The following is a 24,667-nucleotide window of genomic DNA, read 5'->3' on the forward strand; positions in this document are numbered from 1 at the left end:
TTTAGAATGATGTATAGAGGTGTAAGAGATAAGTCATTTTTCCTGTTTAGATTGACGAAACTTTTTGCTTAGTCCCCAACTTTTGCACCTGATCCCCAACTTTTGCACCTGATCCGAAATAACAACGAAAGTGTTATTGATATGTAATAGAATAGCTTTCTTCATAGAGAAAGTTATATAAGAATGGAAAAGAAATAGACTTGTTCTCTTCAATTAATAACGTTGCAAATATAAACAAAAAAAGCGACTAAAAATAGTCGCTTTTGTAGTGGGGAGAGCAGGATTCGAACCTGCGAAGGTTTCCCAACGGATTTACAGTCCGTCCTCGTTGGCCGCTTGAGTATCTCCCCTCCGGTACCTTCTTATATCAATAATATTGTTGTTCTTTAAAAAACTTAGTGGGGAGAGCAGGATTCGAACCTGCGAAGGTTACCCAACGGATTTACAGTCCGTCCTCGTTGGCCGCTTGAGTATCTCCCCTCCGGTATTATTATTTAAGTATATATTATTATTCTCTAAAGAATTTAGTGGGGAGAGCAGGATTCGAACCTGCGAAGGTTTCCCAACGGATTTACAGTCCGTCCTCGTTGGCCGCTTGAGTATCTCCCCTCCGGTATTATTACTTAAATAATATAATATGTTTTTTAAAGAACGTTTTGGTGGGGAGAGCAGGATTCGAACCTGCGAAGGTTACCCAACGGATTTACAGTCCGTCCTCGTTGGCCGCTTGAGTATCTCCCCATAAGCATAATCGCTTATTGTTTGTTTTCAACGGTGCAAATATAGCGCTGTTTCCTTAATCTGCAAGCGTTCTTTGTGTTTTTTTTTAACTTTTATTTTCCTTGTACCTCTAACTGTTTGGTTCTAAAAAAAGTACAAGGAAAATATTTTTTAATTATTTTTTAGAATTTGTTTACTGTTTGGCGAATTGCCACAAGTTTCTTCATTAAATCTTCGAAATAATCTAAGTGAAGCATATTCGCTCCGTCACTTTTTGCATTAGCTGGATCGAAGTGTGTTTCTAAGAATAACCCATCAACACCTACTGCGATACCTGCTTTTGCTACAGTTTCGATTAAATCAGGGCGTCCTCCAGTTACTCCACAAGTTTGGTTTGGTTGTTGTAAAGAGTGTGTAATATCTAAAACAGTTGTAGCAAATTGCTTCATTGTTGGAATACCTCTGTAATCAACAATCATATCTTGGTATCCAAACATAGTACCTCTATCAGTTACCATCACGCTCTGGTTTTGGCAATCAAGAACTTTTTGTACTGCGTGTTTCATACTTTCAGGACTCATAAATTGTCCTTTTTTCAAGTTTACGACTTTACCAGTGTTTGCAGCAGCTACAACTAAATCAGTTTGTCTAACTAAGAAAGCAGGTATTTGTAATACATCAACGTATTCTGCCGCCATTGCAGCATCACTTTGTTCGTGAATATCCGTTACCGTTGGTACACCAAACTCTTTTCCTACTTTTTGAAGAATTTTAAGCGCTTTTTCATCACCAATACCTGTGAAGCTGTCAATACGAGATCTATTTGCTTTTTTAAAAGAACCTTTAAATACAAAAGGAATTTTTAAATCATCAGTTACTTTAATAATGCGCTCTGCAATTCTCATTGCCATTTCTTCACCTTCAATAGCACAAGGTCCTGCTAAAAGGAAGAAGTTATCTGCGTCTGTATTTTTAATTAGGGGGATTTTATTAATGTCCATAATACTCAATGTTTATTATTAGTGTGTTACTTTTTCTTGTTTTTGTTCTTTTTTACTTTAACTACTTCTGCTCTGTTTGCAATTGTTCGTTGTGCTTCAGGTGTCATATTCTTAGTTTGCAAGAAATACGAAACAATCGATACAATGATTACTCCAAATGAAAGGTTATTCGTTACTCCATTTCTCATGAATAAATCAAAAGAGGCACTTTTTTGAGCTTCATCTAACGACATATTCGTTTGCGTTGTCAAAGCCTCTAAAAAGGTATCCATAAAATGAGGAGATACCTGGTAGAAGGTAATGTATTGAATAAGAGGAAAGAAGAAGGTAATCATTATACAGATAACTAATCCAGACAAGAAAGCGCGTTGCCAAGAAATAATACCGTTGTAAAACTCATACTTTTTTTGTCTAATTCCCAACCAGTAAAATACAGTAAGTAAAATATTAAATAATAACTCGAAAGCTACCTCATAACGAATTTTCTCAATGCTGTGAAAACCAAGTGATTTAATGATAAACATCCAAATTAATGCTGCTAAGGTTGCAAGGGCAGCCCATTTAAACTCAATAGAGAAATTCTTCATTACTGTCTTTTAAAATTAATAGTTCAAAAGTAAAGTTTTTATTTAATAGCATAAAATATATTTTAGTTTGATATTTTTTACTAAGTTTAGGAGACTTATATAATTCTTGGCAAGAAATATGCTGTTATTAGATAAAAAAATTGTCAACTATATTAAAACCTATACTTTATGAAAAAAATAATCCTAATTAGGCATGCAAAATCAAGCTGGGATACAATAACAGACGATTTAACACGACCAATTTCGAAAAGAGGTATTAAAGATGCACATCTTGTATCTGATGTTTTAAAGGAACACTTGCCTCATAAGTCAATTATTTGGACGAGTCCGGCTAAAAGGGCTAAGGAAACAGCAACTATATTTTGTCAAAATATGGATTTAAGTTTAGAATGTGTTATAATTAGGGAAGGATTATACACTTTTGAGCAATCAAAGTTGCGTGAGGAGATAAAAAAATGTAAAAATGAACATGATGCGCTAATTCTTTTTGGCCATAATGATGCAATAACAAAATTTGTTAATAAATTTGGTAGCGAAACTTTTGATAATGTACCAACCTCAGGTGTTGTAGTGATAAATTTCGATACAGATGATTGGGGTAGTATAACATCAGGGGTTACAGAATTAACCATTTTCCCAAGAGATTTAAAATAGAATGAATAGCAATAATAATAGCACAAGCAAATACCGTTACGTTGACCGAGAGAAAAGTTGGTTAGCATTTAATGAACGTGTTTTACAAGAAGCAGGTGATGCAACTGTACCTTTGTTAGAGCGTTTGCGCTTCATCGGTATTTTTTCAAATAACTTAGATGAGTTTTTTAGAGTTAGGTATGCTACAATTCGTAGAATGACTTTAACAGGAGAAAGCAATCGCAAGTTAGGAAGTGGAGCGGTAGTAAAGGAGTTATTAGCACAGATTACAGCACGTGTAATTGAATTGCAAAACGAAAGTTTACGCATTTTACACGAAGTTGAGTCTAAGCTGGAAGAGGAAGGTATCTTTATGTTGAATGAGAAAGAGATCAATGAGAAACAACAAGCGTTTGTCAAAGAGTTTTTCTTACACGAGGTAGCTCCCGATTTAGTAACGATTATCTTAAGTGATTTAGCAGAGTTTCCATTGTTAAGAGATACACACGGTTATTTGGTGGTTAAGTTGGCTTTAGATGAGAAATTGCTTGAAAAGCACAAGACTGCTAAGCACAAAAAAGGCTTGTTAGCCGTGCGTTATGCTATTATTGAAATTCCAAATATTGTCAATCGATTTATCGAATTACCGTCAGACGATGATAAGAAATATATCATTATGTTAGACGATATTATTCGTTATAATCTTGATTCTCTGTTTAATATATTTGATTATAAAGCAGAGTCAGCTTATATGATTAAGGTAACGCGTGATGCAGAGTTAGACTTTGATACAGATTTACACAAATCGTTTGTAGAGAAAATTTCAAGTGGTGTTAGAGATAGACGAGAAGGAGCTATTGTACGCTTCGTTTATGATTCGTCTATGGATGATGATATGCTTGATTTCTTGATGGAGAACGTTGAGATTGAGTTGAATGATAGTATAATTCCAGGAGGTAGATACCATAACCGCCGTGATTATATGGGATTTCCTACGACAGGTAGAATTGACTTGACGTATCCAAAACAAGTGCCGTTAGCTGTACCTGGCTTAAATTTAGAAGACAGTATTATTCAGCAAATACAGAAGAAAGATTATTTGGTTTATACACCTTATCAATCGTTTTCTTATTTAGTGAAGTTCTTGCGTGAAGCTGCTTTAGATCCACAGGTTTTATCTATTAAGATTACCTTATACCGATTGGCTAAAAACTCGCAGATTATTAGCTCATTGATTAATGCGGTTAAGAATGGTAAGAAAGTTATTGCTCAGGTTGAATTACAAGCTCGATTTGATGAAACAAGTAATATCTATTACTCTGAATTAATGCAGGCAGAAGGAATTCAGTTGATTTTTGGAGTAAAAGGACTAAAAGTACACAGTAAGATTTGTGTGGTTGAACGTCTTGAAAATAAAAAGATTAAACGTTATGGTTTCTTGTCAACAGGTAACTTTAACGAGAGTAGTGCTAAGATATATACCGACGTAACACTATTTACAAGCCACAATTCGTTAATGAAAGATGTGTCTAAGGTATTTGAGTTCTTACAAGTAAATTATCGCGTACATAAATACAAACATTTGTTAGTTTCTCCACATTATACACGTAAAGGGTTTTACAAGTTAATAGAGAGAGAGATTAAGAATGCTAAAAATGGACTACCAGCATATATTTGGTTAAAAATGAATAGTTTGTCTGACATTAAAATGATTGACAAATTATACGAAGCAAGTAATGCAGGAGTTAAAATTCGCTTAATTATTAGAGGAATATGTTCGTTAATTCCAGGTGTACCAGGTATGAGTGAGAATATAGAAGCTATTAGTATTGTAGATAGATTCTTAGAGCACTCGCGTATATACATTTTTGGAAATAATGACAATCCAGATATCTATATATCTTCTGCCGATTTCATGACAAGAAATTTAGATGAGAGGGTAGAGGTTACTTGTCCAATTTATGATGAGGCTATCAAACAAGAACTGATAGAAACCTTTGAAATAGGCTGGAAAGGTAACTATAAGACAAGAATTCAATCAGGTGACTTGTCTAATAAATACAGAGGGTTTACTGGTGAAAACAAGTTTCACTCTCAAATGGAAATGTACAAATACTATCAAAATAAATTAAAAAAGTAAAAGGAATATATGCTCAACATAAAAAAGTACGCTGCTATCGATATTGGTTCCAATGCAATGAGGTTATTAATTATGAACATCATTGAAGAGGAAGGAAAAGAAACTATTTTCAGTAAGAGTTCTCTTATTAGGGTGCCAGTGCGTTTAGGTCAGGATGCTTTTACAATAGGAAAGATTAGTGAAGAATCTCAAGAGCGAATGGTAGATGCTATGAAAGCTTTTTATTTGTTAATGAAGGTTAATAAAGTAGAACGCTTTATGGCTTGTGCTACCAGTGCGATGAGAGATGCGGCTAACGGTCCAGAGATTGTTGACAGAATATATAAGGAATCGGGAATTAAGATTAGTATTATAGACGGGAAGAAAGAGGCAATGATTATAGCTTCTTCCGACTTAAAGCACTTCATTAACAGTTCGAATAGTATTTTATACATTGACGTAGGAGGAGGAAGTACAGAGTTTACTTTATTTGATAAAGGAAAACAGATTAACTCTAAGTCATTTAAAAATGGTACTGTTCGCTTGCTGAATAATATGGTAGAAGAAAGCGTTTGGACTGATATAGAGCATTGGATAAAAGAAGAGACAAAAGGGCTTGAGAATCTAATAGTAATTGGATCAGGTGGAAACATCAATAAGATCTTTAAGATGTCTGGTAAAGCACAAGATAAACCATTGACATACTTTTATTTACACAAGCAGTTGGTGCGCTTAAATACAATGTCTTATGAAGATCGTATTTCGGTATTGGGGCTAAATCCCGATCGTGCGGATGTTATTATTCCTGCGATTAAGATATACAACAATGCTATGAAATGGAGTGGTGCTAAGTATATTTATGTTCCTAAAATAGGAGTGTCTGATGGTATTGTAAAAGCAATTTATCACAATAAGATTAAATTAGATTATCAAACGATATAGTTGATAGTCAATAGGTATAAAAAAAGAGATAAACAGTAATAATGTTTATCTCTTTTTGTTTTTTAAAACTTTTCTATAGCGCCTAATCCAAATAAGGCAAAGTCATATTTTACAGGGTCTGTTGGATCAAAATCACGTAAAGCAGTATCAAGCTCTAAGAGAGCCTTTCCGTCATTTTGTTTTCTGGTAAGAATACCTAATTTACGAGCCATATTACCTGAATGTACATCTAAAGGACAAGAAAGCTCACTTGGACTAATAGACTTCCAAATACCTAAATCAACTCCCGCATTATCTTGTCTTACCATCCAACGTAAATACATATTAATACGCTTAGCAGCAGAACCTTTTAAAGGGTCTGAAATATGCTTTTCTGTACGAGAAGGATGTTCGATTTCAAAGAATACTTTTTTAAAGTTCGAAATTCTTTGTTGCACCGAATATTCGTTTGTAGCAAAAATAGCTTCTAAACCACCATGGTTTGTATAGATATTTTTAAGGGATTTTACAAAAGTCATAAAGTCCACTCCATTAAACGTTCTATGCACAAAATCATTTAGATTTTCTAAGTTACTTTCACTGTGATTAAGTACAAAATCATAAGGAGAATTTCCCATAAGGTCCATCATCTTATGTGCATTCTTAATAATCATTTTTCTGTTTCCCCAAGCAATAGTAGCACTTAGAAAGCCCGCTATTTCAATATCTTCTTTTAAAGAATAAAGATGAGGAATTTGTACAGGATCATCTGTAATAAAATCAGGATTGTTGTACAAGATTACCTTTTCATCTAAAAACTCTTTAAGTTCAGCCTTAGTCATTAATAGTCTCTTTTAGTTTTATTAATCCATCTACCATTGTAAGCTTTCGGTCAGCCATATTAGCTAAGTCCTCATTATGGGTTACAATTACAAATGTTTGTCCAAATTCATCACGCAATTTGAAGAATAATTGGTGTAAATTTTCAGCAGATTGTGTGTCTAAATTACCAGAAGGCTCGTCAGCAAAGATTACCTGAGGTTTATTAATTAGAGCACGAGCTACGGCAACACGTTGTTGTTCACCTCCAGAAAGTTCAGAAGGATAGTGAGAAACGCGGTGAGATAATCCAAGATATTCTAATAAACGCTTAGCTTCAGTTTCTGTTTCCTTCTTGTCTTTCCCGGCGATAAAAGCAGGAATACACACGTTTTCTAAAGCAGTAAACTCAGGAAGTAATTGGTGAAATTGAAAGATAAACCCAAGGTTTAGATTGCGAAACTTAGAAATCTCCTTGTCCTTTAAGTTTAAAACATCTTGATTATTAATGAATAAGCTTGTTCCGTTTTGAGCAGAAGGTTGGTCTAAAGTACCTAATATTTGAAGTAGAGTAGTTTTTCCAGCACCAGAAGCACCAACAATTGAAACAATTTCTCCCTTTTTAATATGAAGGTCCACACCTTTCAATACTTCTAATTGGTCGTAAAATTTGTGAATATTTACTGCGCGTATCATTTGTTATCCATTTAAGGATACAAAGTAACGATGTTTTAGTTATTATAAAAATGAAAATCATAAAAAGAGAAGTTATTATATTTTAGAAATAATGATTTATCTTTATAGTTGAAAACTCAAAAACAATAAGAAAAGAAATGGAAAATACAAATAATACAAAGACAGCTATTTTTGGAGGCGGATGCTTTTGGTGTACTGAAGCTATTTTTAGTAATTTAAACGGAGTGATTGAAGTTTTACCAGGTTATATTGGAGGAGTAAAAGCCAATCCTACGTATGAAGAAGTTTGTACTGGGCAGACAGGACACGCAGAGGCAATAAAAATCACGTATAATCCATCTTTGATTAATTATAATCAGTTATTGGAGATTTTCTTCTCTACTCATAATCCCACTACATTAAACAGACAAGGGGAAGATGTAGGTACACAATATAGAAGTGAAATTTTCTATACAGATGAAAACCAGAAGGAGTTGGCAAAAGAGTATATGCATATTTTGTCTGAGGAAAAGGTTTTTGAAGATCCAATTGTTACAAAGTTGTCTTTAGCAGGAGTGTTTTACGTAGCGGAAGATTATCACAAGAATTATTTTGAGAAAAACGGAGATAAAAATCCTTATTGTCAATTAGTGGTAAAACCAAAAGTTGATAAATTCAAAACAAAATACAGTAGTAAATTGAAATAAATAAAGCCAGAAGATGCTTACAAATCAGAATATAAGAAATAGGCAGCTTGTAATCGGTATCTTAATGGATATATTAGGATGTATTACTTACGTTATTCCAGGAATAGGAGAGATAGCAGACGTAGTTTGGGCTCCAGTATCAGCTTATATTTTAGCTAAAATGTATCCGGGAAAAATAGGAAAAGTTGGGGCAATAGTCAATTTCATTGAAGAATTATCACCTGGATTTGACTTTATACCAACCTTTACAATTACGTGGGTTTACACTTATATTGTGAAAAAGAAATAGCTTAAAATCAGATAAATAGATTTGCGAAAATCATAAAGTTTTATTAAATTTATAATAATTAAAAGAACGGTAGAATTCGAGAATTTAAAAAATTTAAAAAAGCATTTTTATGAAAAAATTAATCACTTTCTTATTTGCAGCTGCAGCGCTAACTTCATGTACAAACGCTAAAAAAAGTACTGTATTAGGAGATCAAAATGCAGGTAAATCTATTACAGGTTGGTATTATTATCACGTAATGGAAGAGAACTTTGACTCAATTCCTAAATTAATGAATGATGAGTTCTTTAACGCAGAACAACAAGCAGCATTCGTTAATAGTTTGAAACAAAGAGAAGCTGAACTTGGAAAAATTAAAAGTTTTGAGTTAGATGAATGGGAATTGACTGATAAAAACAAAAAAGAGAAAACAAAAGATTTCGTATTTGAATACAAAGTTAAGTATGAGAATGCTGAATCAATTGAAAAAATCTACTTAGAGAAAAAAGGGAATGACCTTAAGATTGCTAAAGTAGAATATGATAAATAGTTAATCTTCTACTTAATAAGATTTGATTACTAAAAAATATGAGGGATAAAGTAAAAAAGCTTTATCCCTTTTTTATTTATATTTTTCTTGATTTTAAATAACGCACTTACTTGTACTGCTTTATAAATAAGGTACTAAAGTATTAATAAAAACGGTTGTTGTTTTCTTTATATTAATGGTAGGTATATCTTTTCTGAAATTTGCATATTCAAGATTAAAAAAAATAAATTCACGAATATGCAAATTTTCAATTGTGGGTTGGTAAGCTAATAATGTATCTATATTATCTACTATTATTTGTACAGTAAGATAAGAATAAGCATTTTGGTTTCTTTATCATATTTTACTTCATTATAGAAAAGTTTTCAAATATTGAAAATTTAAGAAAATTCACCTATCCTATTTTACTTGAAAAATAATGTGATATAGAGATGAAAGTGATTGATATAAAAAATGGCTTAAACTTTTAAAGCTTAAGCCATTCATTATAGTGTATTATAAAATAACAGATATTATTTTATTCTGAAATGAAGTCAGTAATGATAGTTTGCATTTCTTCAAGATTTGCAACTTTTAAATCAGGGTGTGATTTTAGCCAAGTAGCATTTAATTCTTTCAGATCTTCTTTAATTTCTTTAAACGAAGTATCATCAAGTAGGGTAGCTGTAGCTTTATCCTTTCCGAAATCTGATTGTAAAAATTTACCTAATTTAATTTTGCTAAAAGCCTTAACTCTTCTCATTTGTTTTTCAAAAAACTCTAAATTTTCAGGGGCATTCATAGCAGCTATTCCAGCTTGAATAATTTCAATTAAATCTTGGTCCCATTTACTTTTCCATATAAAGGCAGGTAAACCTTCTTCTTTTAAAGTTTGGAAATAATAGTCAACACAATAACTACTGAAAGCATCAGGATGCAATTCATCATCTCCGATTTCAGAAGAACGTAAAACGTTGATTACAGAGATATTTGAATCTACAATATCTTGTATGTTATCACTATTAAAAGCATTTTCCGAAATTAGTATAAACTCAAACTCTTTCATTGTAAAGTATTTATTAGTTTTAAAAAAAAGCGATTCTGTGAATAGAATCGCTTTTGATAAATATTTTAAGATTTTTGTTCTTTGTTGAAATACACTAAGTAGTAGTACATCTGTTTTTCTTCATCCCACCCTTTTTCTACAAACTTATCTGCACTTTCTGGATTGATAAAGTCTAACTTAATTTGAATATTTGTATCTAAGTTAATAACATTCTTCAATTTCTTTCTTGCATCAGAAACAGCATTATTTGCAATTGGGAAAGAAGTTGTGTCTTCAATACTGTATTTTTCTCCTTTATCAACTTTGTAGTTTTTAAACTCCGCAGCTAAATCAGGGTTATCAATTACTTCATTTAAGAAGTTAGTTTCTTCAAACTCGTCGTTCTTTGCAAAGTAGTTTACAGAACGATTCATAAACATAACTTCCTCTTTTTTGTCTTCTGCAGGTAAAACAACTTCTTTAGCAAAGTCTTGACAGAATTTCAAGTATTTCTTAGTCATAAATGTCTCATCTTGGAATATATCAACATTCAAGAAATGCTCTAACCAATAACGAGCGTCATACTTATTACTATCAATAGTTAAGATTTTATACCCTTCTTCTTTTTTATAGTTGAAGATGATACAACCTTTATCTAACTTGTTTAAGTTAATTCCTTGTTGCAGAACCATTTCTAAGTTAGATTCTTTTTCTTGAAACTGTAAGAAGTCTGTTTTAATTTCACTTTTAAAGATACCTATTGCATCAACTACATTATTATCAATAGACAAGTTAGTCAAATAAGCTACATAAACCTCTCCATTTTTGATATGAGGATGATTAGATTGCTCAAATAAATGACGTGTAATTTTTTGAGATACAGCGTGTGCAGTTTCAGCAGAAGGAGCGTTAAATACTTCATTTGCCAAATTGTACATTTCATTGAACTCTAAATCAACATCGTGTGCAAATTGATAATAGTTTTCTTCTTTTTCACGGAAAGGTTTGAAGAAGTATTCCTTTAATAAAGGAGCAATTTCATCATTTAAGTTGTATGGCTCTTCAGATAAGAAGATAGCTTCATTTCTACTTTTATTACCAACTCTATGAATAGAAAGAGTTTCAACGTGTGCATTAAATAAGTTAATCATAACAATAGTTAAAAGGTGTAGATTCTACTACAATATTAAAAGTAAATAGTTTTAAAAAAGATTAGTTCCAATTGTCTTCGTAGCCGAAGTCTTCAAAACTATCATCTCCGTCGAACATGTCGTAATCTTCTTCATCGAAGTCATCGTCAAATTCTCCAAAGATATCTTCATTAGAAACAGGGTCAGCACTGAAGTTTTTACCAGGCATTCCATCAGGTAAGATACCGTGAGAGAATAATAATTCTGGATAAACAACACCAGGTTCTTCTTCTTCAACAGCACCAAGCTCAACGAAGAAGGTCCACATGTTTAAAAAGTCATAAACATAAATAATCTTAGTGTTATCTTCGTTTAGGATTGTATTTATTGGAGTAGAGTGCATTGTTTTACTTTCTCCTGGTTCTTCACCCATATCAAACAAAGAAATCTCATCTTCTAATTGTGTCCATTGATCATCACAAGCATAAAACGAAGCAGCCTCCATTCCGTCAAAACCAAAGGCATTAACGATAGCATTGTGTAAATCTTCTAATGAATCACTTTCTAAAATAGCAATATCTCTAAATATATCTTCCTCAGTATCAAGGATAACTCTAAACTTATAAACCATATCTTATTTGTGGATTTGAAACGCAAATTTAAACTTATTATTCATTTTTAGAGAATAAAAGCGTGCCTTTTTATAGACATTTTATTTATACTCTTACAGAAGATTGAAGTTCAGTTTTTTATCCGTATTAATCTCTATTTACAATTCATCCTCCTTATTCTACAATTCAGTAGCTTTCTTTTTTTATTCAAAAAATTATAGCACAAATTTGTACTAACACTAACGCCAAAGATTATGAAAATTATATTAATGATTACCTTATTTTTGATCAATGCTCTCTTAAATGTGTTAAGTTTAAACACAGAAAAAGAATTAAGAGCAGAGCAGGTATCTACGGAAGTAGTAGTGCAAGAAAAATCATTTAACGACAAGCGAACAGATGCAAGAAAAGAATAGTGTACTTAAGATTTTAGGATTAGTTTTTATCCTTTTTATCTTGTTTAAAAAAGTATTAAAATTTCACTTTATAGACGTTCCTCTATTTTTAGGCTATTGTATAGCTTTTTTGGTAATACTCTTTTTAACCAATAATTTTTTGAGTAAAAAGTATTTATTGCAAGTAAAAAAATACATTAAAATAGATAATCGCAATGTATTAATTGTAACTGGGATAACAACAGGGATTAATTTTGTAATAATTTTTGTTCTTGCAACAGTACTGAAGTTAATTGATACAACAATTATTGGCAGTAAGCACATCTCTTATTTTATGCTATATGGTGGATTTAAGTCAGTGTTTAATTTTACAATTTTCTCAAGTACGCTAATAGCTCTTTACCTATATATAAGGTTTACATCACTTTCGAAAGATCAGATAATAGAAGAACAGAAAGTAATAACCGGAAATGTATCGGCTCAATTTGAGAGTTTAAAGAATCAATTAGATCCACATTTTTTGTTTAATAGCCTAAATGTATTAAGTGCGTTGATAGAAGAAGACCAGCAAAAGGCTGTAGAATTCAACAATTCGCTTTCTAAAACCTATCGTTATATTTTAGATCAAAAGAATAAAGAGTTAGTTCCTTTAGAAGAAGAGCTTGCATTTGCAAAGACCTATATAGCATTGTTACAAATGCGCTTTGAGGATAGTTTGACTTTTGAAATGCCACAACACATTAAACAAGAAGGGGCAAAGGTAGTTCCGTTGTCTTTACAATTGTTGCTTGAAAATGTTATCAAACACAATAAGGCAACTGCTTCAAAGCCTATTCATATCATTATTAAGGAAGATACTGATGGTTATTTGCGCATTGAAAATAATTTAAATAAGAAACAAAAACTGGACAACAGACAAGGGATAGGCCTTCAAAACATTGCTTCTCGTTATGGGTTGTTGACCAGTAAACCAATTAAGATTGAAGAAACAGAAGATTATTTCGTAGTAAGAATACCAATACTAACCAAAATTATAGAACATATGAGAATTATTGACGTACCAGAGAATGAACAAGAGATATTAATCGAAGCTAAAAAGAAAGTACAGCGAATCAAGAAGTTTTACGCACACTTGACGTCTTACATTATGGTGAATACATTTTTAATAATGCTTAATTTGATAACATCTTCTCAATTTATGTGGAGTATGATCGTTCTTTTTGCGTGGGGTATTGGATTAGTGTCTGATGCTATGAAAACGTATAACTACAATCTTTTTCTTGGAAAAGATTGGGAAGATAAGAAGATTCGCGAATACGTAGAAAAGCATAAAAATAAACCGAAAGAATGGGATTAGATGAAACAGGTATATAACTTTAATCCAGCTGTATTACCAGCTTTGCGACAGTTCTCAAGTTTGAGAAATAAGCAGTTGTATTCAATTATCTTCCAATCTATCCTCTGTTTAGGAACCTTAGGTTTTGTAATTTATGAGGATTTAGTAGGAATGGAGTATTTTGTTATCAAGATAGGAAATCAGAATGAAGGAACTTTGTATGCCTATGTAATACTTCTTATTTGGCTTTTTTGTATCATTGTAAGACTCATTCTCAATTATTTGGAAGATATTCCTTTATTCAGCAGTTTGCAAGATAAAATGGAACAGAAACAATTTGAGAAGTTGAAAAGAACCTATGAATATCAATTAAAACTTAATGACAAAATTTAATATAGTCATCGTAGAAGATGAAAAACCAGCAGCACGTTCGCTCGAAAGAAAGTTGGAAAAATTAGGTTATTCTACAGCAATGAAACTTACGAGTGTTGAAGAAGCGGTTCAATGGTTTGGTTCTAATAAAGAGCCAGACCTCATTTTTTTAGATATACAATTATCAGATGGATTATCATTTGAAATATTTGAACAAGTAGATCTTAACAGTGCTATTATCTTTACCACAGCGTATGATGAATACGCTTTAAGAGCATTTAAACTAAATAGTATAGACTATCTATTAAAGCCAATTCAAGAGGATGAATTAGCAAATGCTATACAAAAGTTTCAAAGCAATAGAACAGCTATTTTTGGTTTTAACGAACAGTTAAATCTGTTTAAACAATTCATGACTAATTCAAGTCAGCCAGAGTATAAAGAACGCTTCTCAGTTAAGATTGGTTCACAGTTAAAAATTATCCAGCTGAAGGAAATTATGTGTTTTTATAGTGAAAACAAAGCTACCTATATCAAGACCATTGAGGATAGAAATTACTTGCTTGATCTATCTTTAGAAGAAATAGAGAAGATATTAAACCCTAATTTGTTTTTTAGAATAAATAGGAAGTTTATAATAGAATTGAATTCTATTAAGGAAATAAACACTTATAGTAATTCTCGTCTGAAGATAAGTTTGCAAAAATACGATAATGATGATTTAATCGTAAGTAGAGAAAAGGTTAATGATTTTAAAAAATGGATTGAATAGTAGATTTTATGTAAGAAAAGTTCTATTTTTAATAAAATAAATTACAATTAAACTATAATGAAGAAATTAAGTGTATTACTATTATCTGTTTTAGCTTTTGTTTCGTGTAACAAAGCAGGTAAGATTGAGGTAGAAACAGATAATATATCTGATGATACAAAAGTAGAGATTCTAACAAGAGAAGCTGGTTCTAACGAACCTAAAGCAATAGCTTCTGGAGTTGTAAAAGATGGGAAAGTAGTTTTGGATAATCCATTTACAGAGGCAGATGAAGCATTTTTAAAGTTTGGTGACGGATTAGAATCAACTGTATTTTTCTTAGGTGAACCAGGAACAATTACAATCAAATACGATCAAAAAAATCCAAGTAAACCTTTAGTAGGAGGAACAGATAACAATAAAAAGTTGCAAGCTTTCCAAGATAAGATGGCGCCAGTTATTGAAAGAATGATGGCATTCTATAATGAGGATGGTATGGAAATGATGATGTTGCAACAAAGTAACGAAGGACAAAACGACCAACGTATTAAAGAGTTGCAAGATAAATCACAAGCAATTATGACTGAGTTAGATAATAAGCTAACTGAGTTTAAAGAAGAGAATAAAAACTCTGTACTTGGATTATTAGCTTTCTACCAACAAATGGGTAACCAAGAAATGGATGTTAATGAATTACAAAAAGAGTTTGACACTTTCTCTGTAGATTTAAAAGGATCTAAAATTGGTAAAAAAATCCAGGCTAACTTAGATATGTTACAAGACCAACCTGAGGCTTTAAGCATAGGAGAGAAGTTACCAGATTTTAAAGGATTAACTCCAGAAGGTAAAGAGTTGACTTTGAATACGTTTATTGAAGGTAAAAAACTTATTTTAGTTGATATTTGGGCTTCTTGGTGTGGACCATGTCGTCAAGAAAATCCAAACCTTGTTAAAGCATACGAAAAGTATAATAGCAAAGGATTTGAGATTATTGGTTATTCTTTAGATAAAGATGACGCAGGATGGAAAGGTGCAATTGCAAAAGATAAATTAGCTTGGGCTCAAGTTTCTAACTTATTATACTGGGATGATCCAATCGTTGGGGCTTATGGAATTGAAGGAATTCCAGCAAGTTTCTTAATTGATGGAAATGGTAATATCTTAGAACAAAATTTAAGAGGAGCTGAATTAGAAAAAGCTATCGAAAAATATTTAAAATAAGATTTATAATCTAAAGCATAAAAAAGCCCGTAAGTTTTAAACTTACGGGCTTTTACTTTTATAATACCGTACTATTAGAAGTTTGGTCTTAAGTTGTATTTTTTATAGAATGTGTCAAGTACCTCAACAACTTCGTCTGCAGAATCAACTAATTTGATCAAGTTCATATCCTCAGGACAAATGCTACTATGTTTTTCTAACAAAGTAGATTTAATCCATTCGATTAAACCTCCCCAAAATTCAGTACCAACAAGTACGATTGGGAACTTAGCAATTTTCTTAGTTTGAATTAATGTAATCGCTTCAAACAACTCATCTAATGTTCCAAATCCACCAGGCATAACAACGAAGCCTTGAGAATACTTAACAAACATTACTTTTCTAACAAAGAAGTAATCGAATTGTAAGTTCTTGTCTTGATCGATATATGGGTTAAAATGTTGCTCAAAAGGCAATTCAATATTTAAACCAACTGAAACACCTTTTCCAAGATGAGCTCCTTTATTACCAGCCTCCATAATACCAGGTCCTCCACCTGTAATTACACCATATCCAGCCTGGCTAATTTTGAAAGCAATTTCCTCTGCTAATTTATAATAAGGGTCTTCTTTTTTAGTACGTGCAGATCCAAAGATAGAAACAGAAGGACCGATACGTCCCATTTTTTCATATCCGTTTACGAATTCTGACATAATTTTAAAAATCCCCCAAGAATCATTAGTCTTGATCTCATTCCATGATCTTTGTTTGAATTTTTCTTGGATTTTAGCTTCGTCACTTTTTACTACATCTTTCATAATCAATTAATTTTTTAACTCATGTTTTAAAAACTGAGCAGTGTAACTTTTCTTATTTTTAACTATTTCTTCAGGTGTACCGACAGCTATAATCTGTCCACCTTTACTACCTCCTTCATATCCCACATCAATTATATAATCTGCCAATTTGATTACGTCAAGGTTGTGTTCAATAATCAATACAGTATTACCTTTTTCGACAAGACGCTCTATAACTTCCATTAATACACGGATATCCTCAAAGTGTAAACCTGTTGTTGGTTCGTCTAAAATATAAAAAGTATTACCAGTATCTTTCTTAGATAATTCGGTAGCTAACTTGATTCGTTGAGCTTCTCCTCCAGATAGAGTAGTGCTTTGTTGCCCTAAGGTAATATACCCAAGTCCCACTTCATCAATAGTTTTCAATTTACGATATATTTTTGGAATATTCTCAAAAAATTCCACACCTTCTGTAACGGTCATATTTAAAACATCAGAAATAGACTTTCCTTTGTATCTAATCTCTAAAGTTTCACGATTAAAGCGTTTTCCTTGACAAGTTTCGCACTCTACATATACATCTGGTAAGAAACCCATTTCAATGGTTCTTACTCCAGACCCTTCACAGGTATCACATCTTCCGCCTTTTACATTAAAGCTAAATCTACCAGGTTTATAGCCTCTAATAGACGCTTCAGGTATTTGTGCAAATAGATTACGGATATCAGAAAATACCTCTGTATAAGTAGCAGGGTTAGACCTTGGTGTTCTACCAATCGGACTTTGGTCAATACAAATAACCTTATCGATATGTTCTAATCCTTCAATTTTCTTATAAGGTTGTGGTTTTGCCACAGCATGATAAAAATGAGTATTTAAAATAGGGTATAAGGTACCATTCACTAAAGTAGATTTACCCGAACCTGAAACTCCTGTTACACAAGTCATTGTTCCTAAAGGAATTTCAATACTTACATTCTTTAGGTTGTTACCTGTTGCTCCTTTTAATTTTAAGAAATTCCCATTGCCCTTTCTACGTTCAGACGGAATCTCAATCTTCATTTTACCATTTAGGTAATTGGCTGTAAGTGTATCTTCTTTCAACAACTCTTTAGGCGTACCAGCACTAATTATTTTACCACCATTTTTTCCTGCTTTCGGACCAATATCAATTACGTAATCAGCGCGTTCAATCATATCTTTATCGTGCTCAACAACCAATACAGAGTTTCCAATATCTCTAAGTGACTCAAGTGATTTTATCAAACGTTCATTATCGCGTTGATGCAACCCAATACTTGGCTCATCTAAGATATATAACACTCCTACAAGTTGAGAACCAATCTGTGTTGCCAAGCGTATACGTTGAGCTTCTCCACCTGATAAGGTACGTGAACTACGGTTTAATGATAAATACGTTAAACCAACATCTTGTAAAAAAGAAAGACGTGTAGTAATTTCCTTCAATACTTCCGTACCAATACTCTTTTGTTTTTCAGATAGCTTTGGTGTCAATTCATTAAACCAGTTAATCAAAGACTCAACGTCCATTTGAATTAAATCGCCTATATTCTGTTCACCAATTTTAAAGTAAAGCGCTTCTTTTTTCAAACGAGAACCATTACAAGAAGGACAAACGATTTCATCCATATATTCTTTAGCCCAACGTTTAATAGTTGCACTTTCACTTTCGTCAAATTGGTTTTTGATAAAGTTAGTAATACCTTCAAAGTCGATTTTATAGTTCTTAGTAATCCCAGCAACCTTAGAAACGACAGAAAAACTCTCTTGTCCACCATTTAAAATAATGTCTATAGCCTCTTCTGAAATATCTTTAATTGGTGTAGTCATTGTAAAACCATACTTCTGACCAATTGTCTCCAACTGTTTATATATCCACGATTTCTTCTCTGTACCCACAGGTGCTAAACCACCATTGGCAATAGATAATTTGTTGTCCGGAATAATCTTAGACAGATTAATCTCATTAACCACACCTAATCCATTACACGACTCACACGCCCCTTTAGGAGAGTTGAAAGAGAAGTTGTTAGGTTCAGGTTTAGAGTAAGAAATACCCGTAGAAGGACACATCAAATGTCTACTAAAAAAGCGTACTTCCTTAGCATCGTGTTCTAAGACCATAATTGTATCATCACCATAATGCATAGCTACTTTGATACTCTCTGTTAAACGCTGTTTTGTTGCCTCAGAATCATCTACAGCTACGCGGTCAATAACAATTTCGATATCGTGGGTTTTATAACGGTCAACTTTCATTCCCGATTCTAAATCTCTAATCTCTCCATCTACACGTACTTTTAGGAAACCTTGCTTTGCTACTTGTTCAAATAGTTCGCGATAATGTCCCTTTCGAGCACGTACAACAGGAGCTAAGATATTTACCCTTTTACCATCAAAATCAGTTGTAATAAGATCAAGTATCTGTTCGTCTGAATAGCTCACCATCTTTTCGCCCGTATTATAGCTATATGCTTCACCCGCACGAGCAAATAAAAGACGTAAGAAATCGTATATCTCTGTTATTGTCCCCACAGTAGAACGAGGACTTTTATTTGTAGTTTTTTGTTCAATCGCAATTACAGGTGATAATCCATCAATTTTATCAACGTCAGGTCTTTCAAGACCACCTAAAAATTGTCGCGCATACGCAGAAAAAGTTTCTATGTAACGACGCTGCCCTTCAGCATATATAGTATCAAATGCCAATGAAGATTTTCCTGAACCTGATAATCCTGTAATAACAACAAGTTTTTCTCTCGGAATAGAGACATCAATATTTTTTAAATTGTGTGCTCTTGCTCCTAATACTTCAATTGTTTCTTCCGTTTTAGCCATATTTTTTTTGCAAAGTAACAAAGATACACATTTATCCCTTTTTAAAGAAGTTTTACAACTATACACTTGCTAAGATTAATAGCATTTTAAGAAAGGAGAATGACTTATAAGTAAAACAACAAACTACTACTTTTGAGAAATGCATTCTTGTAGTCATACTAATAGAAATAACAGGGTTGATGATATCGATTAGGGGCATAGTTTAAATCAGGAAAAGATAACTTTTTCAAAATCCACTACTACAATCATAAAAGCAGAAATATCATCAGCTAACAGAAGGTTGGTGGGAAGATAAAAGCCACAAGGAATTGTCTAAAAAGATAGATTACGAACTGATGTGTAGCTATTTGCGTATTCTGTCTGAGGGAAAGGAGGAGTAAAGAAACCAGAAAATAAAATAGGGTGACCTTTTGGGACACCCTATTTAGATTATAGTATGAAGTACTAATTACATAGCAGCTTCAGCTTTTTTGAATTTTAAAACTACTTTATCTCCAGCGATGAAGTTTAATTCACCATCTTTAATTTCGTATGAAGTAGCAGATTGTAAAGCTTTGTGGAAAGCAGCATCAGAAACACCCTCACAGAACATTCTTGTTACTGCAAATTTATCGCCAATAGCAATACCATTGTTTTCTTTAGCCTCATAAGTACCAGTAATATTATTACAACCATCCGTTCCGTGAACAGAATCAGTTCCTTCAAATGTTAAAGCTGGTTTTTTGTTAGGGAATAATTCATCTAATGTTTTTCCTTCAGTATCAGCTGTTGTAATTGCAGCTAATTCCCAAGCTTGGTTGATGCTCTCTACTTCAGTAGTAGTTTCTTTCGTTACATCAGTTGTAGCTTCTTGTTCTGTTGTTACTTCTTCTTTTGCTTCTTTTTTGTCGTTACATCCTACAAAAGCAATAGAGAAAGCAAAAGCAAGCATTAATACGGTCTTTTTCATAATTATTTTGTTTACTTAATTCTAAACAAAAATATAGAAAATAAATTGATATTATCTAATTAATGTTGAGTTTTTTTATTGATTCCCTTATCAAGTTTGCTGTAAGTTTAATCTATTAAATAAAATTATGAATTAATGATTTGGCATAAAAATAAAGTTTAATCACTTCATATTTTATCAAATAGTGTTTGATTACTTAAAATAGAAGGTATTTATTGTACTTTTAGGCTATGAATAACAAAGAGATTATGAAAGCAGCCATATTATATAAATCGGGAATAACGCCACAATACAATGAAATTGAAACGCCAACTGAAATAGGAGAGCATCAGAGATTAATTACAGTTAAAGCCGCTGCTGTAAAGAATTTGGATAAAGCAAGGGTTAATGGTAAACATTACGCCAGCTATAATACTTTTCCCACTGTTGTAGGTATTGATGGAGTAGGTGTTTTAGAAGATGGTACACGTGTTTATGCACAAGGAGTAACAGGAATGATAGCTGAAAAAGCAATTATCACAGATAATTTTACACCAGTTCCACACGATTTAGACGATATAACAGCTGCTGCGTTACCCAATGCTGTTTTAGGATCAGCTATGCCATTATTGATTAGAGGGAAATTACAAGAAGGGCAGAATGTACTCTTTAATGGAGCAACAGGGGTAACTGGACAAGTAGCAGTGCAGATTGCAAAGTTTTACGGTGCTAACCAAATTATTGTTACAGGTCGTAATGAGCGAATTTTAGAACAACTAAAATCGTATGGTGCTACACACATTGTCAGCTTAAAAGGTACAGATGAGGAAATAAAAGATAAATTAGCGGCAATTCACAAGGAAACACCAATAGATATGGTAATTGATTATCTATGGGGAAAACCGATTAGTTTAATTCTCGATGTTTTAAAAGGAGGTGCAATACATCATAAATCCCATACAACCAAAATAATTACGGCTGGAGATATGGCAGGTAAAGAAATCTCTTTATCATCAGCTATTTTAAGAAGTTCAGCCATAGAAATCTTAGGTTCAGGTTTTGGAAGTTTATCCGAATCCGAATTAATTGTATTCAACAAAGTAATCTTACCTGAGTTATTTTTGTTAGCGGCCAATAAGAAATTACATATCAACACAGAGGTCTACCCATTAGAAAAAATAGAAGAAGCGTGGAACCTTCAAATTCCAAGTGGTTCACGTTTAGTCATCAAGATAGCATAAATAAACTTATAAGATTAAAGATCGTTTAGTCTTAAATATAATTGTTTAAAGAATAGGAAGTTTTGTAGAAAACTTCCTATTTTTGTTTGCTTAAACGCAACAACACAAAATGAAAAATTTTCTTGAACGCTACTTTGAATTAAGTAGCAATGGTACTTCTATAAAGAAAGAATTTATAGCAGGTATTATTACGTTCCTTACTATGTCGTATATTTTAGTAGTAAATCCGAACGTTTTGGCAGATGCTGGAATGGACAGACACGCTTTATTTACTACTACCGCTTTGGCAACGATAGCAGCAACGCTTTTAATGGGGTTTTATGCTAAATTGCCAATCGCCCAAGCACCAGGAATGGGGTTAAACAGTTTCTTTGCTTACTCTGTGGTTTTAACAATGGGATATACGTGGCAGTTTGCACTTACAGCTGTTTTTATAGAGGGAATAATCTTTTTACTTCTTACCTTTTTTAATGTTCGTGAGCTAATTGTACGCAGTATTCCGAAAGTATTGAAAGAAGCAATTCCTGCAGGTATTGGTCTTTTCATTACTTTAATCGGATTAAAAAGTGCAGGAGTTGTCGTTGCTGACCCGAATACCTTAGTGCGCTTAGGTGATTTTAGTCAACATTCTGTTTGGATTACAATGACTGGGTTAATAGTTACGGGAATCTTACTTATACGCAACGTGAATGGAGCAATCTTATTTGGTATTTTAAGTGCAACTATCTTTGGTTTAATCTTAGGTGATATTACTTTACCATCGCGTATTGTTGATTTACCACCATCAATAGAACCTATTTTTGGAGAGGCTATCAAACCAATGTTTACAGCAGAAGGGTGGAATAAAATCTTCTCATTAGATATGTTAGTAGTTGTATTTACGTTCTTATTTGTAAACTTATTTGATACCGTTGGAACACTAATCGGCGTTATTTCAAAAACAAATTTAGCTGATAAAGATGGTAATTTTCCACAAATGAAAAAGGCCTTGTTTACTGATGCAATGGGGACTACAATTGGTTCTATGTTAGGTACAAGTCCTGTAACATCTTATGTTGAAAGTGCGTCTGGAGTAGCATCAGGAGGTAGAACAGGTCTTACAGCTGTTAGTGTAGCTATTATGTTTGCCTTAGCCTTATTTTTAGGACCAATCTTCTTAATGATTCCAGCTGCGGCAACAGCACCAGCCTTAATTATTGTAGGATTATTTATGATTAGTTCTGTTGTCAATATTAAATTTGACGACTTATCAGAGGCATTACCAGCGTTTTTAACGATTGTATTTATGCCGTTCACCTATAGTATTGCAGAAGGAATTGTGTTTGGTATGTTGAGTTTTACTATTTTGAAATTAGGTACAAAACAACACAAAGATATTACACCAACAGTTTACGTTCTATCTATATTATTCTTACTTAAGATAGTTTTAGACGTAGTTACAGCATCATAATCTTATGAGTATATAATAGAAAAACGGAGGCATTAGCCTCCGTTTTTTTTATTCCTATTTTATTATTTTTATAAGCTTATATGTACCACCGCTATCCATAATACTTTTGTCAAGGGTAAACTTAACTCTCAACTTATACTTAGTTCCTTCTTTATAATCAAATCCTTCTATGCCCGGAGTATAATGCTTCTTATTTGTCTTTTCTTCTATTAAAACAAGATGTGGAATTTCTTGTGTACCACTAAAAGGCCCTGGACTCATCATAACTACATAAGGCTGAACTTCAACGTTCATTTCTTTAGTTGTAATAGTATTGTTATCATCGCTTGTAGAACAGCTTGCGAGCATCGCTACAAATACACTTGTTGTAATTAAATAGTTTTTCATTTATTAATTTTTTGATAATCAAAGATAAACAAAAAGGAACTCACAAAATATCATAAACCTTTCTTGAAATAAATCATTTCTTATTATCTTGGGGATATTATTTATAAACCAAAACAAAATATGGACAATAAGGTTAGAATTACAATAGTAGGACTTGGTGGTGTAGGAGGGTTTTATGGAGGACTATTAGCTCATAAATACGAGCAAAGTAATGATGTTGAGATTTGTTTTGTAGCAAGAGGGGAGCATTTAAAGCAAATCAAAGCAAAAGGAATTACCGTTATTTCTGGAGATGAGAAAATTGTGGGTAAGCCGCACTTAGCTACAGATAACTTCAATGAAATAGGACATACGGATTATTTAATCATGGCTACAAAGGGCTATGACTTAGATGATACATTAGAAAAAATGAAAGTGTGTATTTCTAAGAATACAGTTATTTTACCTTTATTGAATGGAGTAGAAGCGTATGAGAAATTGCACAACTATTTTGATGAAGCAACAGTGTGGGAAGGGTGTACTTATATCGTTTCTCGCTTAAAAGAAGCTGGAGTTATTGAAAACCCAAGTGGTCGTCAAAAAGTGCTATTTGGTATCGATAATAACATTACTGATGCGATGATACAGTTGCAAACAATTATGAAAGATGCCGGTATTAAAGCGATAACTTCTGATAAGATTAGCACAGAAATATGGGAAAAGTATATTTTAGTCTCTGCTTCGGCAACTGCTACTTCTTATTATAATTGCCCAATTGGGGTTATAATGCAAGACCATAGACAAGATGTAGTCGCATTGTTAACGGAAGCTGAACAGATTGCTATTGGTAAAGGTGTTCATTTAGAAGATGACATTGTTAGTGTTATAGAAAATCGTTTATGTGCTATTCCATACGAATCAACTACGTCTATGCACAGTGATTTCTTAGCTGGCAAAGAGCAGAATGAATTAAATATAATGAGTGGATATATGGTAGAACAAGGAAAAGAACTTCGTTTAGAAACACCTGTATACACTAAAATGTTTGAGTCTCTACAAATGCGAAAAGGCAAGAACTATTTAAAATAATAGAAAAGAAAAAGAAGCTTATGGACTGACCCCAAAAAGTTGGACGAAGTTATGCAATCTTTTTAATATAATGAGCTCGGTATTCTACCGGGCTCATTCCATTTAAATTAATGCG

Annotated in this window: 25 protein-coding genes and 4 tRNA genes; 14 read left to right on the top strand and 15 right to left on the bottom strand. The window is 32.7% G+C overall.

From position 1 onward, the window contains the following. Positions 1-269 precede the first annotated feature (269 nt). The 6 genes from BLT46_RS12080 to BLT46_RS12105 form a co-directional block, all read right to left on the bottom strand. Positions 270-350: transfer RNA gene (locus BLT46_RS12080), tRNA-Tyr, on the bottom strand. A gap of 49 nt (positions 351-399) precedes the next feature. Then, positions 400-480: transfer RNA gene (locus tag BLT46_RS12085), tRNA-Tyr, on the bottom strand. Positions 481-528: 48 nt separating this feature from the next. Beyond that, a tRNA-Tyr gene (locus tag BLT46_RS12090) sits at positions 529-609 on the bottom strand. 48 nt (positions 610-657) lie between these two features. Then, positions 658-741, bottom strand: a tRNA-Tyr gene (locus BLT46_RS12095). A 161-nt stretch (positions 742-902) separates the two neighbouring features. Continuing rightward, a complete protein-coding gene (kdsA, locus tag BLT46_RS12100) occupies positions 903-1,721 on the bottom strand; it encodes a 3-deoxy-8-phosphooctulonate synthase (protein WP_090410378.1) in 819 nt (272 codons plus the stop codon). A gap of 26 nt (positions 1,722-1,747) precedes the next feature. Then, complete coding sequence (locus BLT46_RS12105) at positions 1,748-2,308, bottom strand: DUF4199 domain-containing protein (RefSeq protein ID WP_090410379.1); 561 nt, start codon at positions 2,306-2,308, stop codon at positions 1,748-1,750. Positions 2,309-2,476: 168 nt separating this feature from the next. Here BLT46_RS12105 and BLT46_RS12110 point away from each other — a divergent pair, with 168 nt between their 5' ends. From BLT46_RS12110 to BLT46_RS12120, 3 genes are read left to right on the top strand one after another with little or no spacing between them, the layout of a single operon-like run. Continuing rightward, the gene (locus BLT46_RS12110) at positions 2,477-2,962 is read left to right on the top strand and encodes a SixA phosphatase family protein (RefSeq protein ID WP_090410380.1); all 486 of its coding nucleotides are present in this window, start codon (positions 2,477-2,479) and stop codon (positions 2,960-2,962) included. Position 2,963: 1 nt separating this feature from the next. Continuing rightward, positions 2,964-5,081 carry a polyphosphate kinase 1 gene (gene ppk1 / locus BLT46_RS12115; RefSeq protein ID WP_090410381.1) on the top strand — a complete coding sequence of 706 codons (2,118 nt, stop codon included), beginning with the start codon at positions 2,964-2,966 and terminating at the stop codon, positions 5,079-5,081. 9 nt (positions 5,082-5,090) lie between these two features. Beyond that, positions 5,091-6,002 carry a Ppx/GppA phosphatase family protein gene (locus tag BLT46_RS12120; protein ID WP_090410382.1) on the top strand — a complete coding sequence of 304 codons (912 nt, stop codon included), beginning with the start codon at positions 5,091-5,093 and terminating at the stop codon, positions 6,000-6,002. A 62-nt stretch (positions 6,003-6,064) separates the two neighbouring features. Here the strand turns inward: BLT46_RS12120 and BLT46_RS12125 are convergent, their stop codons facing one another. Together BLT46_RS12125 and BLT46_RS12130 are read right to left on the bottom strand one after the other, a co-directional pair. Further along, positions 6,065-6,823, bottom strand: a complete 759-nt coding sequence (locus tag BLT46_RS12125; protein ID WP_090410383.1) for a TIGR02757 family protein — start codon at positions 6,821-6,823, stop codon at positions 6,065-6,067. After that, positions 6,816-7,496 (bottom strand): ABC transporter ATP-binding protein, encoded by a 681-nt coding sequence (locus BLT46_RS12130; RefSeq protein WP_090410384.1) that lies wholly within the window; start codon positions 7,494-7,496, stop codon positions 6,816-6,818. Before BLT46_RS12130 ends, BLT46_RS12125 begins: the two co-directional genes overlap by 8 nt. Before the next feature lie 137 nt (positions 7,497-7,633). On the opposite strand from BLT46_RS12130, the gene msrA reads away from it, so the two are divergent. The 3 genes from msrA to BLT46_RS12145 all read left to right on the top strand — a co-directional run bounded on the left by msrA (position 7,634) and on the right by BLT46_RS12145 (position 9,000). Continuing rightward, a complete protein-coding gene (gene msrA / locus BLT46_RS12135) occupies positions 7,634-8,182 on the top strand; it encodes a peptide-methionine (S)-S-oxide reductase MsrA (RefSeq protein ID WP_090410385.1) in 549 nt (182 codons plus the stop codon). A gap of 13 nt (positions 8,183-8,195) precedes the next feature. Then, positions 8,196-8,471 carry a hypothetical protein gene (locus BLT46_RS12140; protein WP_090410386.1) on the top strand — a complete coding sequence of 92 codons (276 nt, stop codon included), beginning with the start codon at positions 8,196-8,198 and terminating at the stop codon, positions 8,469-8,471. A gap of 109 nt (positions 8,472-8,580) precedes the next feature. Then, positions 8,581-9,000, top strand: a complete 420-nt coding sequence (locus BLT46_RS12145) for a membrane lipoprotein lipid attachment site-containing protein (protein WP_090410387.1) — start codon at positions 8,581-8,583, stop codon at positions 8,998-9,000. Positions 9,001-9,517: 517 nt separating this feature from the next. On the opposite strand, the gene BLT46_RS12150 is transcribed toward BLT46_RS12145, so the two are convergent. The 3 genes from BLT46_RS12150 to BLT46_RS12160 form a co-directional block, all read right to left on the bottom strand. Beyond that, positions 9,518-10,045 carry a DMP19 family protein gene (locus BLT46_RS12150; RefSeq protein ID WP_090410388.1) on the bottom strand — a complete coding sequence of 176 codons (528 nt, stop codon included), beginning with the start codon at positions 10,043-10,045 and terminating at the stop codon, positions 9,518-9,520. A 65-nt stretch (positions 10,046-10,110) separates the two neighbouring features. Then, positions 10,111-11,175, bottom strand: coding sequence for a nucleoid-associated protein (locus BLT46_RS12155; protein ID WP_090410389.1), 1,065 nt, complete (start codon positions 11,173-11,175; stop codon positions 10,111-10,113). Positions 11,176-11,236: 61 nt separating this feature from the next. Then, entirely contained in the window at positions 11,237-11,785 is a 549-nt protein-coding gene (locus tag BLT46_RS12160; RefSeq protein WP_090410390.1) for an IS1096 element passenger TnpR family protein, read from the bottom strand. A 234-nt stretch (positions 11,786-12,019) separates the two neighbouring features. Between BLT46_RS12160 and BLT46_RS13210 the strand changes: the two genes are divergently transcribed. The 5 genes from BLT46_RS13210 to BLT46_RS12180 all read left to right on the top strand — a co-directional run bounded on the left by BLT46_RS13210 (position 12,020) and on the right by BLT46_RS12180 (position 15,840). Continuing rightward, positions 12,020-12,181, top strand: a complete 162-nt coding sequence (locus tag BLT46_RS13210; protein ID WP_176770752.1) for a hypothetical protein — start codon at positions 12,020-12,022, stop codon at positions 12,179-12,181. A 139-nt stretch (positions 12,182-12,320) separates the two neighbouring features. Next, entirely contained in the window at positions 12,321-13,517 is a 1,197-nt protein-coding gene (locus tag BLT46_RS12165) for a 2TM domain-containing protein (protein ID WP_245722990.1), read from the top strand. Further along, positions 13,518-13,889 carry a hypothetical protein gene (locus BLT46_RS12170; RefSeq protein ID WP_090410392.1) on the top strand — a complete coding sequence of 124 codons (372 nt, stop codon included), beginning with the start codon at positions 13,518-13,520 and terminating at the stop codon, positions 13,887-13,889. It begins immediately after the preceding gene. Further along, the gene (locus BLT46_RS12175; RefSeq protein WP_090410393.1) at positions 13,876-14,640 is read left to right on the top strand and encodes a LytR/AlgR family response regulator transcription factor; all 765 of its coding nucleotides are present in this window, start codon (positions 13,876-13,878) and stop codon (positions 14,638-14,640) included. The genes BLT46_RS12170 and BLT46_RS12175 overlap by 14 nt, the downstream gene beginning before the upstream one ends. A 57-nt stretch (positions 14,641-14,697) precedes the next feature. Beyond that, positions 14,698-15,840, top strand: a complete 1,143-nt coding sequence (locus BLT46_RS12180) for a TlpA disulfide reductase family protein (protein WP_090410394.1) — start codon at positions 14,698-14,700, stop codon at positions 15,838-15,840. A gap of 74 nt (positions 15,841-15,914) precedes the next feature. Here BLT46_RS12180 and BLT46_RS12185 read toward each other — a convergent pair whose 3' ends face one another. From BLT46_RS12185 to BLT46_RS12195, 3 genes are all read right to left on the bottom strand, one after another. Further along, the gene (locus BLT46_RS12185; RefSeq protein WP_090410395.1) at positions 15,915-16,637 is read right to left on the bottom strand and encodes an LOG family protein; all 723 of its coding nucleotides are present in this window, start codon (positions 16,635-16,637) and stop codon (positions 15,915-15,917) included. Positions 16,638-16,643: 6 nt separating this feature from the next. After that, positions 16,644-19,478 (bottom strand): excinuclease ABC subunit UvrA, encoded by a 2,835-nt coding sequence (gene uvrA, locus BLT46_RS12190; protein WP_090410396.1) that lies wholly within the window; start codon positions 19,476-19,478, stop codon positions 16,644-16,646. Positions 19,479-19,926: 448 nt separating this feature from the next. Continuing rightward, a complete protein-coding gene (locus BLT46_RS12195) occupies positions 19,927-20,427 on the bottom strand; it encodes an META domain-containing protein (protein ID WP_090410397.1) in 501 nt (166 codons plus the stop codon). A gap of 248 nt (positions 20,428-20,675) precedes the next feature. Here BLT46_RS12195 and BLT46_RS12200 point away from each other — a divergent pair, with 248 nt between their 5' ends. Both BLT46_RS12200 and BLT46_RS12205 read left to right on the top strand, forming a co-directional pair. Further along, positions 20,676-21,647 (top strand): quinone oxidoreductase family protein, encoded by a 972-nt coding sequence (locus BLT46_RS12200; RefSeq protein WP_090410401.1) that lies wholly within the window; start codon positions 20,676-20,678, stop codon positions 21,645-21,647. Between the two features lie 109 nt (positions 21,648-21,756). Continuing rightward, positions 21,757-23,097, top strand: a complete 1,341-nt coding sequence (locus tag BLT46_RS12205; RefSeq protein ID WP_090410398.1) for an NCS2 family permease — start codon at positions 21,757-21,759, stop codon at positions 23,095-23,097. Between the two features lie 54 nt (positions 23,098-23,151). Here BLT46_RS12205 and BLT46_RS12210 read toward each other — a convergent pair whose 3' ends face one another. Next, positions 23,152-23,484 (bottom strand): DUF4377 domain-containing protein, encoded by a 333-nt coding sequence (locus BLT46_RS12210; RefSeq protein WP_090410399.1) that lies wholly within the window; start codon positions 23,482-23,484, stop codon positions 23,152-23,154. Between the two features lie 120 nt (positions 23,485-23,604). Here BLT46_RS12210 and BLT46_RS12215 point away from each other — a divergent pair, with 120 nt between their 5' ends. After that, positions 23,605-24,552 (top strand): ketopantoate reductase family protein, encoded by a 948-nt coding sequence (locus BLT46_RS12215; RefSeq protein ID WP_090410400.1) that lies wholly within the window; start codon positions 23,605-23,607, stop codon positions 24,550-24,552. The last annotated feature ends 115 nt before the right edge of the window (positions 24,553-24,667 follow it).

It is taken from the genome of Myroides phaeus (assembly GCF_900099675.1).
Lineage (GTDB): Bacteria > Bacteroidota > Bacteroidia > Flavobacteriales > Flavobacteriaceae > Flavobacterium > Flavobacterium phaeum.